Source organism: Vibrio sp. 1078-1 (assembly GCF_033340475.1).
On the sequence record NZ_JAWOWM010000280.1, the window covers coordinates 1 to 750 of the forward strand.

Genomic DNA, 750 nt, shown 5'->3' on the forward strand with positions numbered 1-750 from the left:
GCTGTGATCTTCAAAATCTTCGTAGAAGACTTCCAGTTCGCCTTCTAGCGTTTGCTCCTGCTCTAGCAAAGCTTGTACTTTTTCAGGCATACCTTTGCGAGCTTTTGCAGTCAGAGCAACCTGCGCTACCGCGCTAGGATCTGACTGAAACAACTCGGAAAGCAATGCTTGACGACCGTGAGCAAGAGAAATCATTTGCTCTAAATAGTGATGTTTGTTTTTCGCCGATGCACCGCGATAATCAGCCATCGCCTGCTTTAATGCGCTGGTATTATCTTGAGCCTGTTGGCGTTTTCCCTTAGCAGTAGGTGAAACCAGTTTTTCTTGTTGAATCACATGTCCATGTGGGATGTCTTGCGACTGCGCCGTCGCGTTGAATGTCAGAGATAAGAGGCCGATAAGAGCCGTTGTTGATAGTTTAAATGTATTGGAAGTAACAATATTAAAATGGGTATTAAACATACTTAATTTCTTATGTATTTTTATCTTTGGTTCTTAATTTTTGCGCAGCAGAAGCCCGCAATCATGTCGATCGCTTGACGGTTATGGAGCGCAAATAACTAGCCTAAACGCATGAATTTCCATTCATTTCGAAAAGCTACAAACGTTAAAGGTAAGCAATAGATGCTAGAATTAGAACCCCAAAGACATCTAATAATTAGTCAATAAGATGCCGTGCCTTTTAACAAAAATTAAAAAGCAAAACTCTAAAATAGTCATTTATTATTTAGGTTAAACTTGCATTAGTAA

Annotated in this window: 1 pseudogene; it reads right to left on the reverse strand. The window is 40.0% G+C overall.

The window, feature by feature from the left end:
• Positions 1–462: pseudogene (locus R7190_RS27100) on the reverse strand (peptidase M11); the annotation flags it as partial.
• Between the last annotated feature and the right edge of the window lie 288 nt (positions 463–750).